We start from the raw sequence: 15805 nt of genomic DNA, 5'->3' as shown, positions 1-15805 counted from the left end.
TCATCACCGTGGACGACATCATCGACGTCATTGAAGAAGAAGCGACGGAGGACTTCCAACTGGGAGCTGCGGTAACTCCCCTGGAGGATGACTACGGCAACCTGGGAGTCTGGGAATTGTATAAGAAGCGAGCCGGCTGGCTGGTGATTCTAGTTTTCATCAATCTCCTCTCCTCCAGTGTGATGGCAGTGTTCGAGGAGCTCCTGGCTGCTACCATAGCCCTTACCTTCTTCGTCCCGCTGCTGATCGCTACCGGTGGTAACGCCGGTCAGCAATCCTCCACCCTGATGGTCCGTTCCCTGGCAACGGGAGACACCCAGCTTAGTCAGTGGTTCAAGGTGCTTCTCAAGGAGCTAGGGGTTGGTCTTTCCCTAGGTGTTACCCTGGGATTGGCCAGTTGGGTGCTGGGAGTGGTGCAAGGTGGCTTGAGAATCGGGCTGGTTGTCTCTCTGTCGATGACGGTTATCGTTGTCATCGCCAACCTTGTCGGTGTGACAATGCCCTTTGTCCTGACCAAGCTTAAGAAGGACCCAGCGGTGGCCAGCGGTCCGCTGCTCACCACCATCGTCGACGTTGCAGGGCTCTTGATATACCTGTCCATTGCCAAGATGCTTCTCTAAAACAAACAGCTCTGAGAATCCGGTGTCACCAGTCCTCAGAGCTGTTTTGTTGTCAGATATTTCCCGCCCCGTTAGTTGTCCGCTCCGTTACCGGCAACGGCGATCTCCGCTAGAGATGGGCTGTCTACGGCACCATCGTCTTCACCCAAGGGAATGATTCTCCTCTTGGTATAGCTGGTGTGCAACAGCTCATGGGCCTTGGGGCCGTTGGGCTTACCCAGAAACTCCTCATACAGGGTCTTGACTGCGGGATTTTCATGGGACTTCCGCAGGGTCATCGCCCGATCACCGGCGTAGATAGCATCGATCCGCTTCTGTCTCACTTCGTTATCTACAGGCAGGGGCTGACCGCCACCGCCAATGCAGCCGCCGGGACAGGCCATAACCTCGATGAAGTGGTATTCCGCCTCACCGGACTTGATGGCCTCCAGGAGCTTCCGGGCATTGGCCAAGGTATGGGCCACGGCAACCTTCAGCTTGGTGCCTCCCAGATCTACCTCCGCCTCCTTGATTCCCTGCAATCCCCGCACTTCAGTAAAATCGAGACTGGGCAGTTCCTCCTTGGTCACAGTCTCATAGGCAGTGCGCAGGGCGGCTTCCATTACCCCACCGGTGGCTCCGAAGATCAAGCCGGCTCCGGTACTGATCCCCAAGGGCTCATCGTACTCTTCCTCTTCGATCCGCGCCCAATCGATACCGGCAAGCCGCAGCATCCTAGCTAGCTCCCGAGTGGTAATGACATAATCCACATCCTGATAGCCGCTGGAATTCATCTCCGGTCGCTGAGCCTCGTACTTCTTTGCGGTGCATGGCATCAAGGAGACCGATACGATCTTCTCTGGGTCAATGTTGGCAGTCTGCGCGTAATAGGTCTTCACCAAGGTGCCAAACATCTGCTGGGGAGACTTACAGGTGGAGAGATGCTCCAGCATGTCAGGATAGTGATGCTCAATAAACTTAATCCATCCCGGACTACAGGAGGTGATGAGCGGCAGCTTACCTCCCGATTGCAAACGCTCCAGCAGCTCATTGGCCTCTTCAATGATGGTCAAGTCCGCGGTGAAGTCGGTGTCAAAGACCCGATCAAAGCCCAGACGACGAAGAGCAGCCACCATCTTGCCCGTGGCGATGGAGCCCGGCGGCTCACCAAACTCCTCAGCCAGTGCTACTCGCACCGCCGGAGCGGTCTGGATGACCACATGCTTCTCTGGATCTGCCAACGCGTCAAATACCTTCTCGGTATCATCCTTTTCCGTCAAGGCTCCCACGGGACAAACTAGGACACACTGGCCACAGTTGGTACAAGCCGTGGTACCAATCTCTGCCTGCCAAGCGGGGGCCACTACGGTATCGAAACCTCGACCGGCGGCACCGAGAATATCTACCCCTTGAATCTGACTACAGACGGCAATACACCGCCGACACAGGACACACTTGTTGGGATCCCGGACGATGGAGGGCGAGGACTGATCCTTGTCCACATCGGTCATCCGCCCGGTATAGCGGACCTCAGTGATCCCAAGGTCCCGAGACAGGGTCTGCAGTTCGCAATTTTGGTTGCGCAGGCAAACCAAACAATCCTGGGGATGATTGGACAGGATCAGTTCCACCGTTGTCTTGCGGGCCCTTCTCACCCGGGGGGAATTAGTGGAAACTACCATCCCCTCCGCTACCGGATACACACAGGCGGCTTGCAGCTTGCGATTGCCTTCAATCTCTACCAAGCAAACCCGGCAAGCTCCGATCTCGTTGATGTCCTTGAGATAACACAGGGTAGGAATATGGATCCCCGCTTGCTTGGCTGCCTCTAACACCGTGGTGCCTTCCGGCACAGTAACTTTCTGATTATCTATAGTTAAGGTTACCAACAACCTGCACCCCTTTCCTTGGTCGAATTAGCGACGGCTAATGGCTTCAAAGGGACACCGCTGGATACATTCGCCGCACTTGATACACAGGTCCTGATCGATGACAAAGGGCTCTCTCCGAACCCCGGAGATGGCATCCACGGGACAATGCTTGGCACACAGCTCACAACCGCGACAGGCATCGGCATCGATGACATAGCGCAGCAGCTCTTGACACTGTCCTGCTGGGCAACGCTTCTCGAAGATGTGGGCCTCGTACTCATCTCTAAAGTAGCGCAGGGTACTTAAAACGGGATTAGGTGCCGATTGTCCCAGTCCGCAAAGGGAAGCCTCTTGAATGGTGCTGGCCAGGTCCTCGAGCTCGTCCAAGTCCTCGGGCCGACCCTCACCCTTGGTGATCCGCTCTAAGAGTTCTAGCATCCTGGTGGTACCAATTCGGCAGGGGCTGCACTTACCGCAGGACTCATCCCTGGTGAAGTCCAGGAAGTAGCGGGCAATGTCCACCATACAGGTGTCCTCATCCATGATAATCAATCCACCGCTGCCCACCATGGAGCCCAACTCCTGCAGGGTTTCGTAGGTAATCGGTGTGTCGAGGTGATCAGCCGTCAAGCAACCACCGGAGGGGCCACCGGTCTGAGCAGCTTTGAACTTCTTGCCCTTGGGGATCCCGCCACCGATGTCAAAGACGATCTCCCGGAGGCTGGTGCCCATCTCTACCTCGACGAGACCGGTGTTATTGATATCGCCGGCCATGGCAAAAACCTTAGTACCCTTGCTCTTGTCGGTGCCCATCTGGGCAAACCACTCGGGACCATTGAGGATGATGGGGCAGATATTGGCAAAGGTTTCGACGTTGTTGTTCAGGGTTGGCTTGCCCCAGAGACCGCTGGTGGCAGGGAAGGGCGGACGAGGTCTTGGCTCGCCCCGATTACCTTCGATAGAAGTTATAAGTGCAGTTTCCTCCCCGCAAACGAAGGCTCCAGCGCCAACCCGAATTTCCAGGCGAAAACTAAAATCCGTTCCCAAGATGTTGTCGCCTAGGAAACCATACTCCTCGGCCTGCTTAATGGCATGATCCAGTCGCTCCACCGCGATGGGATATTCCGCTCTCACGTAAACGTATCCCTGTCTTGCCCCCATTACATATCCGGCAATGGCCATCGCCTCAATGATGGAATGGGGATCTCCCTCGAGGATACTGCGGTCCATGAAGGCTCCAGGGTCACCTTCGTCGGCGTTACAGGTGATGTACTTGACGGCGCCTTCAGCCTTATAGGTAAACTCCCACTTCAAGCCCGTGGGGAATCCTGCTCCCCCACGACCCCGCAGTCCCGACCGCTTGAGAACATCGATGACCTCTTCGGGGGTCATCTCCGTTAGGACCTTACCTAGAGCTTGATAACCATCTCTGGCGATATACTCTTCGATGACCATAGGATCGATAACACCGGTGTTTCGCAGGGCCACCCGAGTTTGCCGGTTAAAGAAATCGATGTCCTGAATCTTTTCCTCAAAATCGCCGGTATCTGCCCGTTGATAAAAGAGTCGCTGCACCGGCCGTCCCTTGCCCAGGTGCTCGCTGACAATTTCCGTTACATCCTGGGGACTTACCTTCTGATAAAACACTCCCTCGGGATACACTACCACCACGGGACCCAAGTCGCAGGAGCCGATACATCCGGTTTCCACAACTCTAACTTCATCCTGTAAATCATTAGCTTCCAGTTCGGTAACAAGTGCCTGCTGCACTGCCTTACAGCCAGAGGACACACACCCCGCGCCGGCACAGACTAACACATGGGACCGATATGTTGCCACAATTTACTCCCCCTTCCCCAACTTGTCGCTCCAAGAGCTGCGAAGCACTGCCAAACTGACCTAATCTTCTCGATACTTAGCAAGGATTTCCGGAATCTCTTCCGGAGTCAACCGCCCGTAAACATCGTCACCGATGGTAATTACCGGAGCCAAACCGCAGGCACCGATACACCGGGTGACCTCCAGGGTGAACAACCCATCGGCACTGGTTTCCGATACCTTTACGCCCAACTGTTTTTCCAGCTCTTCTAGCACCTGGGCCGAACCCTTCACATAGCAGGCCGTTCCCATGCACACACCAATCTTGTACTTGCCCTGAGGTGTTGAAGTAAAGAAAGAATAAAAGCTGACAACCCCATCCACCTTGCTAATGGGGATACCGAGACCCTCGGCTACAAAGGCTTGCACTTCCTGGGGCAGGTATCCAAACAATTCCTGAGCTTGGTGCAGCACCGGAATCAGAGCTCCAGGCACATCCTTGTAGTCAGCAATGATTTTCTGCAACTTGGTATATCGCTCATCTTGCCCACTACAGTTTCCGCACCGGCACTGCTTGGCCATCGCCGCAGCTTCTCCCATCTCCTTTGCCTCCCATCTTAATCTGCAAATATATCCCTTTGTCACAACGTTTCCGGTAAAAAATACAAAATCCCGAAATTATTGCCTCGGGATCTTGCTATAGGTAGTACAGAAGTAACCCGTAGAAAAGAGGGATAGTCCTTGTGAACGCAATCACAAAGCACTTATCAACGCTATTCTACCAGTCTCGGCAACTCTTGTCAACATTTTGAATCGGTCCCGTTTTCTCACAACTTCGTGACAATTTTCTCGATTATGGCCGACTTGCCTCCGAGACTAGAATAAGAAAAAGGACTGCCCAATCTTGGCAATCCCCCATCAGCAGCGGTTTTTGGTAGGTACGCCATCGGCTTGAGGCGATGGACTTAGAATCGATTTGTGAAAAAGCCCACGGATTCCGGCGACACCACAGTAATCTTGCTCAATTGTCACAATCTTTTCATAATAATATTACAAACGTCGCAGGTAACGCCGCAACCAAAGGGAAAGGCCTGACAGCAAAGCCATCCCAGTCACACCAATCAATAGGTGCCGCAGCGACAGATCTGCCAGGGATCGGCCAAAATAAACCAGAAGCACCACCGAAGGAGACACTCCCAGTAACGTGGCCAAGGCATAGCTCCAAAAGGACATGTTAGTCAATCCCGCACCGTAATTAACCACGTCATAGGGCAAAAGGGGCACCAAGCGCAGCAGTAAAATGACGAGAAACCCCTTCTCACCGGTGATGCGGTCAACGGCAGAAATCCGGTGCTTCAGCCGGCTTCTCACCCAATCCCGACCCAAGTGTCGAGCCAGCAAGAAGGCTGTGCAGCTTCCCAGGGTAGCACCGAGAATACCGTAGATGGACCCCCAAAGGGTACCAAAGACCAACCCGGCAGTAATCGCAAAGATTCCCGAAGGAAACAGGATAATGGGCCTGACACCATAGGCCAACAGGAACACCACGGGGGCCCAGCCCTCCATAGTCAGGAGCAGGGATCTAAAATAGACGGGAAGGTCCCGTTGCAGCACCTGTGTAACCTTGCCAAGAGTCCAGATCTGCGGGGATGCCATCTTTCCACCACCTTCGCCGGATTATTCCCCAGCCCATCCCTCGCCTTGCCGTTGACGGTTTTGAGCCAGACGCCAGTTCACAATCAACGCCAGAAGGATAATCACGGCGTTGGCCACTTGGGTGGTCTTAAAGGGGGCAAAGAGAATTTGACTGTCTCGCCACACCTCAACCACCGACCGCATCACTGCATAGGCGATGACATAGCCCAGCGCATTCTCTCCTCGATATTCCAGTTTACCCCTTCGGCGCCATAGCCAAGCAAAAATCAGTAAATTTCCCACTACCGCGTACAATTGCGTCGGATGGCGAGGCAAGCTGTCCACCGCGGCACAGGGAAAGGCCCAGGGCACTCTGCTGACATACCCATAGCAGCACCCGTTGAGCAGACAGCCGAACCGCGCAATCCCGGTGCCAAGGGCCAAAAGGGGAGCTACCAAGTCCGCCATGTGCCAAGGGTTCACGCCATAGCGGCGAACCACAAGGAGGCCCGCGACAACTCCTCCGATGACTCCGCCATGGAAGGACAGGCCGCTCAATCCTCCCCCACTGACGGAGATCAACTGCTCTGGATATTGGGAGTAATACTCCCATTCCAACAACACAAACAGAAGCCGAGCTCCGATGATAGCGCCCAGGCAAGCCCAAAGGACCAGATCAACGACACAGTCATCGCTGATTCTGGCCTGCCGGGCTAGCCGCCGCAGGATCAAAGCTCCCACCCCAAAGGCGATGGCCAACATCAAACCATATGAGTGCACGGGCAAACCAAAGACCCGAAACAAGACTGGATACATCAACACCCCCGCCTTCTGTCCCCCGGGGCTAGGCCGTTGCCTCGGAATCCGCTAGACTATAAACCTTGACGCACCAATCCCACACTTCATTCCAGGTACTGACCCGGGGAACGGGAACATCGAGTCCCTGGTTGTGGGGCACAGTCATCATCGCTACCTCAATGTCTCGCTGCAGCAATGCTTGACAATTTTCCCACAGGTCATCGACAAAGAAGCGAACTCCAAGCTCTGCGCACAGTTCATCCTTTTCCTCGGTCATCCACAGCTGAGAGTAGGGCACACGATGCTCCTGCAACCACTCCGTCGTTACCTGCCGATACTGACAATGTCTGGCGGTTACTAGGTGAATCTCAAATCCCAGGTTCAAGAGCCGACCCAGAACCTCCTGCACCCCCTCCCGGGGACTGACTTGTCGGAAAACCATCTCTGCCCGTTCTTCCATGAACTGATCCACCTGCAGCTCCGTTAAGCCGTAGGCTTCAGTAAAAAAGAAGCTGTGGCGTAACAGATTGACCCCGCCAAAATAGCGATCTATTTCCCGATGCCAGATACTTCTGCCATCGGGTAAAGTCTCATCGGTGATCACACCGTCGATATCAAAGCCGACTACGTATTTTTCCACCAAGCTTCACCTCCAACCAAAAGTCATCTATTGGCTGCATACTAGCTATTATACCGAAACTTTGGCTTGCACACTAATTCCCGATACCGTATAATATTTAGAGTTACTTCTTCTAACTACTATTCGTGGAAAGGTGATTTGTCAAATGCCAACCTACGAGTACAAGTGCGAGAAATGTGGTAAGTTTGAGGTAGAACAACGGATTACTGCCGAGCCTTTGCAGACTTGTCCCACCTGTAACTCCTCCGTCCAACGGTTGATCAGCAACAATGTGGGAATTATCTTCAAAGGTTCCGGCTTCTATGTAACGGACAATCGGCCCAGTAACGGAAAGGAAGCCACCGCTAACAGCGAAAGTGCCTCCGGTGAAGCTTCCTAAGACGGAAAAGGAAGGGCAGCAGGCTGCCACAGGCCAAGGCCAAGACCTATCTGCTGGGAAAGACCCAAGAAAGGGGATCGGCTATGATTACCAAAGAGCTAATCCAAAGGATCAACGAACTGGCTAAGAAAAAGCGAACCGAAGGTTTGACGCCAGAGGAAGCCGCTGAGCAGCAAAGGCTTCGCCAGCAATACCTGGCGGGAATTCGCGCTCAACTGAAGGTGCAATTGGACAGCATTGAGTTCGTGGATCCCGATGATCCCCGTCTCAAGACCCAGAAGCATCACCACATCGTCCCTGCCGATTACCACCGGGAGCACAGTCACAGCTGTACCTGCGGCGGCAACTGCGGTGGGCATGACCATTCCGGTGACGATGAGGGCCACGGATGCGGCTGTCAAGGCCACTCAGGAGGCAGCTGCGGCTGCCACTAAGGGAAACTTTTCTGTGACAAGCCGGGCACCAATAGGAGGGACGTTTCCGTGGGTCTAGTTATGGGCTGTTTGCTGCTGGGCTTGGCCATTGGCCTTTCCGGCCGGCTCTCCCATCGAGCACATTCTGCCATCGGCAGGCTGAACTTGGTCTGCCTCTTCGTGATGTTGACGGCCCTGGGTGCCAAGCTGGGAGCCACTCCCGGTATCCAAGAGCGCCTCGGGCAACTGGGCCTTCGGGCAGTGATTCTAGCCGTAGCTGCCATCGGTGGCGGTGTCGGCCTGACTGTAGCTCTGCAATGGATACTGCAGGCAGTCAAGGGTAGGAAGCGGACTTCCGCGGATCTGCCACCAATGGGCGACTAGGAGCGATAGTGATGTTGCTAGCTGTGATAGCCTGCGTCGCCGCAGGTTTTTTTCTTGGTCTTTCCATTCTGCCAGAGTCATCGCTAATCTATGTCGAACAGATCATTACCCTCGCCCTGGGTCTGCTGCTAGTTACCGTAGGCATCGACTTGGGGCGAAACCGCACCCTGCTCGCGGCCATTCGCCGCCAAGGACCGACGATACTCCTTTTGCCCGCGGTCTCCGGCCTCGGAAGCCTTCTGGGCACCGCCCTAGTGGCTGCACCCCTGGGATTGCCCCTGGCCCAGTCCATGGCAGTGGGCGCTGGCTTTGGTTGGTACAGCCTCTCGGGAATCCTTATCGCCGATGCTGGCTATCCGGAACTGGGGGGCCTGGCCTTTCTCGCCAATGTCCTCCGGGAGATAATTACCCTAGTGGCCGTCCCCTTCCTGGCTCGCCGCTTCGGCAGCTACGGAGCCATTGCCTCCGGCGGGGCAACAACGATGGACACCACACTGCCCATCATCGTCCGCAGTGCCGGTGACGAGGCGGCAATACCTGCCCTGATCCACGGGGTAGTATTAAGCTCCATCATCCCCCTGCTGGTCACCTATCTGATTCGCTTCTTCTAATAAGGTTATTGCAGTACCGCCCCCGTGGGACAGTAGGGCAACAGGGGACACTCATCGCAGCGGGGGCGGCGGGCGGTGCACAGATTCCGTCCATGGTAAATCAACTGGTGGTGCACATCAATCCATTCCGCCTTGGGAATCAGATCCATCAATTGGGCCTCCGTCTCCTCTACCTTCTTCGCTGCCACCAGTCCCAAGCGGTTAGACACCCGATGCACATGGGTATCCACGGCTAAAGCTGGAATCTGAAAGGCATTGGCCAAGACCACGTTGGCCGTTTTGCGCCCGACCCCAGGCAGCTGCATTAGTTCCTCCCGGGTTCTGGGCACCTCCCCATTGAACTTCTCCAACAAGATCTGCGATGTCCTGTAGATATTCTTGCTCTTATTCCGAAACAACCCCAACCCCCGAATGTACTCTTCAATTCCTTCAATTCCCAGCTCAATCATCTGCTCCGGCGTATTGGCCCGGGGAAACAGCTTGGCTGTAATTTCATTCACCCGTTTATCGGTACACTGAGCCGACAGAATAGTGGCCACCAACAACTCATAAGGAGTCCGAAAATTCAGGGCTGATCGAGGATTGGGATACAGTTGCGCCAAGATGTCTATTATCTGTTTTTCTCTAGTCTTTTTTCTTGCTTTTTCCAAAGTTCGGCTCCTTTCTGGAATTGGCTTTGTCTCTCTCCTCTAACTGAGATATAATGGTAGTGCTAGCGTCCAAGCAAGAGAATAAAGGGAGTGGAGTGGTTCGATGAATAGCTATGGCCTGATGCGTAGTTTCATCCGCAAGTACCGCTGGCGCTATGTCTATGGGATTTTCTGGTTACTGGTGGTTGGCTCCTTTCAGCTGATCATGCCGAAAATCCTTGGTGCCCTCACCGACAACTTCGCCGCCGGAGAATTGACTTCAAGAACTTTGCTGCGTTACATAGCTTTGATCCTAGGTACAGCCGCTGCTACCGCCGTTGGTCGCTACTCCTGGCGGATTTACATTTCCGGCACCGCCAGACTGATTGAATATGAACTTCGTAACAGCTTGTACAATCACCTGCAAACTCTGTCCACCCGCTTTTACACCCAAAATACTACAGGGGATCTGCTGGCCCACGCCACCAATGACATTAACGCGGTCCGCAACGCTCTGGGCCGAGGTATCGTGATGTTGGTTGACGCTTTGTTTATTTGCATCCTAACCGTGATCATCATGTTCAACACCATTGATTGGCGGCTCACGTTGATGGCGATGGCCCCCCTACCTCTACTCTTTGCCCTCTCCTTGGGATTTGGCCGGGTGATTCACCGGCGATTCACTCGGGTGCAAGCGGCCTTCGCCCGAATGACGGAGCGAGTCCAGGAAAACTTTGCCGGGATGAGGGTAGTCAAGTCCTTTGTGCAGGAAAAGCCTGAGATTGAGCGCTTCATGTACAGCAATCAGGACTATTTCGATGAGAATATGCGCTTAGTTAGGGTCTGGGCTCTTTTTCACCCACTGGTCCAGCTAATTGCCGCGGTTAGCTTTCTCATTGTGCTCACCATGGGCGGTACCATGGTCATCTACGGAAACATCAGTTTAGGTGACTTCATCGCCTTCAACACCTACCTTGGGATGCTCATTTGGCCCATGGTCGGCTTTGGGATGGTAATCAACGTCATTCAACGGGGGAAAGCCTCCATGGACCGCCTCAACACTCTCTTTGAGAACAAACCCGAGGTGCGGGATGAAAGTAAGTCCACTCAAGGACCGGTACCCCTCCAAGGGGAGATTGAGGTGCGAAATCTGACCTTTGCCTACGAAAAGAAACAAGAGCCGGTACTGAAAAACATCTCTTTTCATGTTCCCGCGGGTTCCACCCTGGCCATCGTCGGGCGGACGGGCTCGGGCAAGACCACCTTGATGAATCTGTTGCTGCGCCTTTACAATCCGCCCCGGGGCACCATCCTTTTGGACGGGCGAGAGATCAGGGATATCCCCTTGAAGCAACTGCGCTCCTCCATCGGCTATGTACCCCAGGATACCTTCCTGTTTTCCACCTCTTTGCTGGATAACATAGGTTTTGGATTGGAGGAGTCGGAGATTACGGAAGAGAAGGCGATGGCTGCCGCCAAAAGGGCCCAAGTTCACGGAGATATCCTGGAGACTTCCCAGGGATATCAGACGGTGATTGGAGAGCGGGGAGTTACTCTCTCGGGAGGTCAAAAGCAAAGGGTGGCCATCGCCCGAGCGTTGATCAAGAACCCGACAATTCTCATCCTTGACGATAGTCTTTCGGCCGTAGATACCAACACCGAAGAGCGAATCTTGGCGGAACTTGAGGAGATCATGAAGACTCGAACCAGCATCATCATTTCCCATCGAATTTCGACGGTAAAGCACGCCGACAACATCCTAGTCCTGGACGATGGTCAGATCATCGAGCAGGGCTCTCACCAAGAGTTGTTGGCAAAACGGGGATTGTACTGGGATATCTACCAAAAGCAGCTGCTGCAAGAGGAGTTGCAAGGGGCATAGCCCCTCCTGTAGTGGGCTTCCCATCGGTTGAACATCGACGATTAGAAAGGTGGTTCCTATGGCCGATTTCCGCGAAGAAGATATTCTAGGTAAAGCCTATGACTCCCGACTGATGCGACGGTTATTGTCCTATGCAAGACCCTACTGGTATTTGTTTGTCCTATCGATTCTCTTGGTCTTGTTCGTAACGGGCACAGACTTGGTACGCCCCTATCTCATTAAGGTAGTCATCGACGACTACATAACGGCCTATGATCGGCATCTTGTTGCCCTTCCAACGTCAGAAGCCCCTGAGGGTGGGGTAGAATTTGCCGGTCAAGTCTTTTTTGTTGCCGACACCCTCGATCCCCTTACTGCCCAACGGGGAACTTCATACCAGATAGTTGAAGACAAGGGTAAGTTCTGGCTGATGACTGGCTGGCATGGGGATACTAGAAGCCTCAGGGCTGAACCACGGGATGATGGCTGGGTGATTGTCACCCCGCCGGATCAGGAGTATGCCGAATACCCGGCGGAAATCCTGGATTCCTCGGATTTAAAGCAGCTTCGGACCAAGGACTTAGCTGCGATTATCAAAGTGGGGATTATCTTTCTGGCAATTGTCGTCCTGGGATTTATCCTTAACTACCTGCAGGCCAATCTGATGGCCTACACGGGACAGAAGATTATTTTCAACATTAGGCAAGACCTCTTTACTCACTTGGAAGGACTGTCGATTTCCTTTTTTGACAAGAACCCTGTAGGTCGTCTGGTAACCAGGGTTACCAATGACACCGAAACCCTCAATGAAATGTACAGCGATGTACTGGTCAATATTTTCCGGGACATCTTCACCCTCTTGGGCGTCGTCCTGGTAATGCTGCACCTCAACTGGCGATTGGCATTAATCGTATTTGTCCTGCTGCCGGTAATTGTGGCCATCAGTATTGTCTTTCGAACCAAGGTGCGGGCAGCCTACCGAGAGGTGCGGCTGAAACTGGCTCGGATCAACTCTACCTTGGCGGAAAACTTCTCCGGTATGAAAGTGATTCAGATCTTTGCCCAGGAGGAGAAGAAAACCCGGCAATTTGACGAGATCAACGCCAGTTATCGGGACAGTACAATGAAGGAGCTAACCATCTTTGCGATATTCCGTCCCCTGATGGAGTTCCTAGGCTCCGTGGGCACTGTCCTGTTGGTGTGGTTTGGCGGGCAACAGGTGCTTCAGGGCAACTTGGAATTTGGTGTCCTCTACGCCTTTATTAACTACGTCGGTCAGCTGTTTCGTCCCATCAACGCCTTGACAGACAAATACAACATCCTCCAGTCGGCCATGGCTTCCTCGGAGCGGATCTTCCACCTCTTGGATACTCAAGACGTAATCCCCGAGCCCAGTGAGCCCCTTCCCCTGCCCAAGGTCCGAGGGAAGGTGGAGTTTAAGAACGTCTGGTTTGCCTATGAGCCGGGAGAATGGGTACTCAAGGATGTTAACTTCTCGGTGGAGCCCGGTGAAACGGTGGCCTTTGTCGGCGCCACCGGGGCAGGAAAGACTTCGATTATCAGTTTGTTGAATAGGTTCTACGATATTCAAAAGGGAGAAATCCTCATCGACGGTATCGACATCCGCCAGGTTCGAACCGAGGATCTGCGGCGCAACATCGCCACGGTACTGCAGGATGTCTTCCTCTTCAGTGGCGACATTCGCTCCAATATCCGCCTCAACAACACCGATATCTCCGACGAGACAGTGAAGCGGGTAGCGGAGTATGTCAATGCCGATAAGTTCATTTCCCGCCTGCCCGGCGGATACGACGAGCCGGTAATGGAGCGGGGATCCACCCTCTCCATGGGTCAAAGGCAGCTTTTGGCCTTTGCCCGGGCTCTGGCCTTCGACCCAGCGATCTTGGTACTCGATGAGGCCACCGCAAACATTGACACGGAGACGGAGCTCCTGATCCAAGACGCCTTGGATAAATTGACCAAGGACCGGACCACCTTTGTCATCGCGCACCGGTTGTCAACGATTCAGAAGGCCGATAAGATTATCGTCCTCCATAAGGGCGTCATCCGGGAGCAGGGAACCCATCAGGAGCTGCTGCGCCAACGGGGCCTGTACTACACCCTATATCAACTGCAGTACAAGGAACAGCTGGGATCCCAGCCTGAAGTCAGCGCCGATAACTCCGTGGCTACCTAAGCCTACCACAGCCCTGTTCTGCCGTCCAAAACCAAGCGGCCCACCGTTTTCATTAACGGCGGGCCGCTTCTTATATCTCTACAACAGAAATTGCTTTCTACTGATACTCTACTCCCAGCTCATCGAGAATCTTCTTCAAGGCATCAGTAGCCTGCTTAAAGAGCTGCGGTCCTGAGAAGCCGCTGGAAGCACCGGCAATTTGCAGGTGGGGCTCTAAGCTGAGGAAGCCGTCAAAGCCATCCTCCACGATCAGGCCCTTGAGAACCTCCGGCAGTCCTCCATCACCTTCGCCCGCAGGCACATTGACTCCATCGCTGGCCCGGGCATCCTTAACGTGCACATACTCAATCCGATCCCGCAGTGCCGGGAAGCACTCGCCGGGGACGTCTTCGCCTACCTGGACAAAGTTGGCAGGATCAAAAATGCACCCCAACTGGGGCCCTACGGTATCCAGCAAATCGACGCAGCGGGCTGCGGTATCACCATAGATTCCCTTTTCATTTTCATGGAGATAGCGCAGACCATTCTCTGTGGTCAGTTCCACCATGGCCTTCATCCGCCGCATTACTTCATCCCGATAGGTTGCCGGATCCTCGTCCTTTGGCATCCAGAAGGAGAATCCCCGGATGTACTTGGTATCCAGGGCCTTGGCGATGGTGATAATCCGCTTCAGCTGCTCCATCTGGGTGTCAAAATCATCGGCAATCCCATATTTCCCGATGGGGGATCCAATGGCGGAAACACCAATTCCCGCTTCCTGTAGGGTCTTCTTGACGGATTCCACTTCTTCATCGGTGAGGTTCAGAACGTTTTTTCCATTCACGCCCCGAAGCTCCAAATATCGGATTCCCAGTTCCTGCAAAGTAGCCACCTGTTCATCGAGATTCTGGGAAATCTCATCGGCAAATCCCGTTAGTGTTACCATGTTGGCACCTCCACGATTAAGTAAGTATATTGCCTCTCCTTAGCCCCAAATTGATCGTAAAAACTCATAGGTAGGCGCAGCTTCCGCTGCAAAATCTTCAAACCGGCACTCTACGGAAATTCCACCGGTGTAATTGATTTTCCGCAGCTGATCCCGAAAAGCTGGGAAATCCGCCTCTCCAGCCCCTGGGCGAACCCGACCGGTATCCGCGACGTGGACATGGGCCACCAATCCCTCCCCGTCTTCGAGGACATCTAAGGATTCCCCTTCCTGGAGCATATGGTAGAGATCCACCAACAGTTTCACGTTATCGTGGTCGATTCGCGGCAGCAGGGCCTTGGCCTCGGCCACGCTGTTAATGGTGTTGGTCTCCCCGCTGTTTAGGTGCTCCAGAGCCATGGTGATTCCCCGGCTCTTCAGCAGGGGAGCAGCCCCGTCGATAAACTCCAGAATCTGCGCAATTGCCTCTTCCTCAGTTACCCCTTCCGGTCGCCGGCGGGCGCCGCCACTGCCAAAGACGACAATCTTGCCGCCAAGCCCCGCCATTCGATCTGCGACCAGATCCACGTGCTCTAACACCCCTGCCAAATCTCGGTCGGGACCCACCAGGGAGTACTTAGGGGGAATAAATACGTTAAAGGCATCGACGGTAACCCGATGGTCATTGACCAGCTTGACCAAATCGGAGTATTCCCGTTCCGATACCTCGGCCGTCAACATCCCGACGGCCAATTCAGCAAAATCGTAACCGGCCTCATCGAGCACCGTGAGTCTTTCGTCCATTAATGCCAGCCGCTGTTTATCCTCTCCACCGAACCAATTGGTACAGCATCCCAGACGCATTTCCTTGATATCCCTCCGCTTCCATGATTGGTAAATCCAGCCGCTTGATAAACCTTCGGTTGTTATTGATAGATCCCTTCTCAGACTTAGCAAGATTCGGCCTTATCTAACCAATAGCTGAAAGCGGTGAAAAGGGCTTCGCTGGCAAGGGAAAGGAATTTTTTGCCGGTATCCAAGCAATATCCCATCCCGATTCGCATAC

16 protein-coding genes are annotated in these 15805 nt (G+C 54.0%); 7 read left to right on the top strand and 9 right to left on the bottom strand.

Annotated elements, in window-relative coordinates; translation table 11 throughout:
- The coding region (locus GX030_04610; protein NLV91663.1) for a magnesium transporter at positions 1 to 620 on the top strand (620 nt) is incomplete at its 5' end.
- A gap of 71 nt (positions 621 to 691) precedes the next feature.
- On the opposite strand, the gene GX030_04605 is transcribed toward GX030_04610, so the two are convergent.
- The 6 genes from GX030_04605 to GX030_04580 form a co-directional block, all read right to left on the bottom strand.
- Positions 692 to 2488, bottom strand: a complete 1797-nt coding sequence (locus GX030_04605; GenBank protein NLV91662.1) for a 2Fe-2S iron-sulfur cluster binding domain-containing protein — start codon at positions 2486 to 2488, stop codon at positions 692 to 694.
- A gap of 27 nt (positions 2489 to 2515) precedes the next feature.
- The gene (locus GX030_04600; protein ID NLV91661.1) at positions 2516 to 4309 is read right to left on the bottom strand and encodes an NADH-quinone oxidoreductase subunit NuoF; all 1794 of its coding nucleotides are present in this window, start codon (positions 4307 to 4309) and stop codon (positions 2516 to 2518) included.
- Positions 4310 to 4369: 60 nt separating this feature from the next.
- A complete protein-coding gene (locus GX030_04595) occupies positions 4370 to 4870 on the bottom strand; it encodes an NAD(P)H-dependent oxidoreductase subunit E (GenBank protein NLV91660.1) in 501 nt (166 codons plus the stop codon).
- Positions 4871 to 5338: 468 nt separating this feature from the next.
- Entirely contained in the window at positions 5339 to 5944 is a 606-nt protein-coding gene (locus GX030_04590; GenBank protein NLV91659.1) for a TVP38/TMEM64 family protein, read from the bottom strand.
- Positions 5945 to 5965: 21 nt separating this feature from the next.
- Positions 5966 to 6739: a prolipoprotein diacylglyceryl transferase gene (gene lgt / locus GX030_04585; protein NLV91658.1), complete on the bottom strand. Its 774-nt coding sequence runs from the start codon at positions 6737 to 6739 to the stop codon at positions 5966 to 5968.
- A 28-nt stretch (positions 6740 to 6767) separates the two neighbouring features.
- Complete coding sequence (locus GX030_04580; protein NLV91657.1) at positions 6768 to 7361, bottom strand: hypothetical protein; 594 nt, start codon at positions 7359 to 7361, stop codon at positions 6768 to 6770.
- A gap of 145 nt (positions 7362 to 7506) precedes the next feature.
- Here GX030_04580 and GX030_04575 point away from each other — a divergent pair, with 145 nt between their 5' ends.
- The 4 genes from GX030_04575 (at position 7507) to GX030_04560 (ending at position 9148) form a co-directional block, all read left to right on the top strand.
- Positions 7507 to 7740 carry a hypothetical protein gene (locus GX030_04575; protein ID NLV91656.1) on the top strand — a complete coding sequence of 78 codons (234 nt, stop codon included), beginning with the start codon at positions 7507 to 7509 and terminating at the stop codon, positions 7738 to 7740.
- An 83-nt stretch (positions 7741 to 7823) separates the two neighbouring features.
- The gene (locus tag GX030_04570) at positions 7824 to 8174 is read left to right on the top strand and encodes a DUF896 domain-containing protein (protein ID NLV91655.1); all 351 of its coding nucleotides are present in this window, start codon (positions 7824 to 7826) and stop codon (positions 8172 to 8174) included.
- A gap of 48 nt (positions 8175 to 8222) precedes the next feature.
- Entirely contained in the window at positions 8223 to 8537 is a 315-nt protein-coding gene (locus GX030_04565) for a LysO family transporter (GenBank protein ID NLV91654.1), read from the top strand.
- Between the two features lie 11 nt (positions 8538 to 8548).
- A complete protein-coding gene (locus GX030_04560) occupies positions 8549 to 9148 on the top strand; it encodes a lysine exporter LysO family protein (GenBank protein ID NLV91653.1) in 600 nt (199 codons plus the stop codon).
- 5 nt (positions 9149 to 9153) lie between these two features.
- On the opposite strand, the gene nth is transcribed toward GX030_04560, so the two are convergent.
- On the bottom strand, positions 9154 to 9798 hold the full coding sequence (gene nth / locus GX030_04555; protein NLV91652.1) for an endonuclease III: 645 nt from the start codon (positions 9796 to 9798) through the stop codon (positions 9154 to 9156).
- 103 nt (positions 9799 to 9901) lie between these two features.
- On the opposite strand from nth, the gene GX030_04550 reads away from it, so the two are divergent.
- Positions 9902 to 11659, top strand: a complete 1758-nt coding sequence (locus tag GX030_04550) for an ABC transporter ATP-binding protein (GenBank protein ID NLV91651.1) — start codon at positions 9902 to 9904, stop codon at positions 11657 to 11659.
- Positions 11660 to 11717: 58 nt separating this feature from the next.
- Positions 11718 to 13835, top strand: a complete 2118-nt coding sequence (locus GX030_04545; GenBank protein NLV91650.1) for an ABC transporter ATP-binding protein — start codon at positions 11718 to 11720, stop codon at positions 13833 to 13835.
- Between the two features lie 97 nt (positions 13836 to 13932).
- On the opposite strand, the gene GX030_04540 is transcribed toward GX030_04545, so the two are convergent.
- Both GX030_04540 and GX030_04535 read right to left on the bottom strand, forming a co-directional pair.
- Complete coding sequence (locus GX030_04540) at positions 13933 to 14760, bottom strand: sugar phosphate isomerase/epimerase (GenBank protein ID NLV91649.1); 828 nt, start codon at positions 14758 to 14760, stop codon at positions 13933 to 13935.
- A 39-nt stretch (positions 14761 to 14799) separates the two neighbouring features.
- The gene (locus GX030_04535) at positions 14800 to 15603 is read right to left on the bottom strand and encodes a sugar phosphate isomerase/epimerase (GenBank protein ID NLV91648.1); all 804 of its coding nucleotides are present in this window, start codon (positions 15601 to 15603) and stop codon (positions 14800 to 14802) included.
- Positions 15604 to 15805 lie beyond the last annotated feature (202 nt).

The organism is Bacillota bacterium, assembly GCA_012727955.1.
In the GTDB taxonomy this organism is placed as follows: domain Bacteria; phylum Bacillota; class Limnochordia; order DTU087; family JAAYGB01; genus JAAYGB01.
The sequence above is the reverse complement of the archived record's forward strand: the minus strand, read 5'-3'. Positions and strand labels throughout refer to the sequence as shown.

Excerpts from the sequence above, each read along its gene's own strand:
- GX030_04540 (NLV91649.1), bottom strand. The coding sequence starts at position 14,760 with ATGGTAACACTAACGGGATTTGCCGATGAGATTTCCCAGAATCTCGAT.
- GX030_04575 (NLV91656.1), top strand. The coding sequence starts at position 7,507 with ATGCCAACCTACGAGTACAAGTGCGAGAAATGTGGTAAGTTTGAGGTA.
- GX030_04595 (NLV91660.1), bottom strand. The coding sequence starts at position 4,870 with ATGGCCAAGCAGTGCCGGTGCGGAAACTGTAGTGGGCAAGATGAGCGA.
- GX030_04535 (NLV91648.1), bottom strand. The coding sequence starts at position 15,603 with ATGCGTCTGGGATGCTGTACCAATTGGTTCGGTGGAGAGGATAAACAG.
- GX030_04590 (NLV91659.1), bottom strand. The coding sequence starts at position 5,944 with ATGGCATCCCCGCAGATCTGGACTCTTGGCAAGGTTACACAGGTGCTG.
- GX030_04545 (NLV91650.1), top strand. The coding sequence starts at position 11,718 with ATGGCCGATTTCCGCGAAGAAGATATTCTAGGTAAAGCCTATGACTCC.
- GX030_04560 (NLV91653.1), top strand. The coding sequence starts at position 8,549 with ATGTTGCTAGCTGTGATAGCCTGCGTCGCCGCAGGTTTTTTTCTTGGT.
- lgt (NLV91658.1), bottom strand. The coding sequence starts at position 6,739 with ATGTATCCAGTCTTGTTTCGGGTCTTTGGTTTGCCCGTGCACTCATAT.
- GX030_04570 (NLV91655.1), top strand. The coding sequence starts at position 7,824 with ATGATTACCAAAGAGCTAATCCAAAGGATCAACGAACTGGCTAAGAAA.
- GX030_04550 (NLV91651.1), top strand. The coding sequence starts at position 9,902 with ATGAATAGCTATGGCCTGATGCGTAGTTTCATCCGCAAGTACCGCTGG.